Here is a 688-nt window from a genome sequence, read left to right as displayed (position 1 = left end):
TGCCGTTCGGCAGGGTGACCTTGATGTCCTCACCAGGACGGTCACCCTTACCGGAGATGGTCTTGTCACCGGCGACCACTGGGTTCACCATGGGTGCGGTGGTGTCCGGGATGTCACCCTCATCAGCCGGGTTAGAACCCTTCTCGATCTCATCCTTGTTCGAGATACCGTCACCATCGAAATCACCGTTCGGATCCAGCAGGGACTTACCGTCCTTGCCAACCAGGTCAAAGTCCGCGGTTGCGGAGTTCTCCGAACCATCGTTGTAGGTGAAGTCAACATCTACCGACGGACGAACGTACGGAGTGAAGATCTCCTTGAACTTATCCCAGCTGCTATCAATGTTCGGCAGCTCAGAGTCGATCTTCCCAGCGACCTTGTCGTAGCCAGGAGCCGTAGCCTCAACAACACCAGTGTTCGGGACGGTGTTGAAGGTCCAATCATCGGAACCAGCAGACGGCTTACCCGTTCCTTCTTTCACAGGAACATCAGTCTTACCCGCAAACGGATTCGAAGTCTCCTTCTTACCAGCCTCGACGGTCTTAGGGTCGCCGTAGTTCGGAACGAACTTGTCAGCATCAGAGTCCGGATCAACGATGTTCACATCGATCTCACCAACAGAATTGCCGTCCTTATCAGTGACAATGACCTTGGCATCCTGCGGATCAGTGCCCTCCGGAACGGTCAC

The 688-nt window shown here is 54.9% G+C and carries 1 protein-coding gene; it reads right to left on the bottom strand.

Going from position 1 to position 688, the window contains the following annotated elements:
* The coding region (locus HMPREF2734_RS11965; protein WP_210384721.1) for a hypothetical protein at positions 1-688 on the bottom strand (688 nt) is incomplete at both ends.

Origin of the sequence: Corynebacterium sp. HMSC055D05 (assembly GCF_001810365.1) — a bacterium.
Classification (GTDB): Bacteria; Actinomycetota; Actinomycetes; order Mycobacteriales; family Mycobacteriaceae; genus Corynebacterium; species Corynebacterium coyleae.
This window is presented reverse-complemented; position numbering and strand designations above follow the sequence as displayed.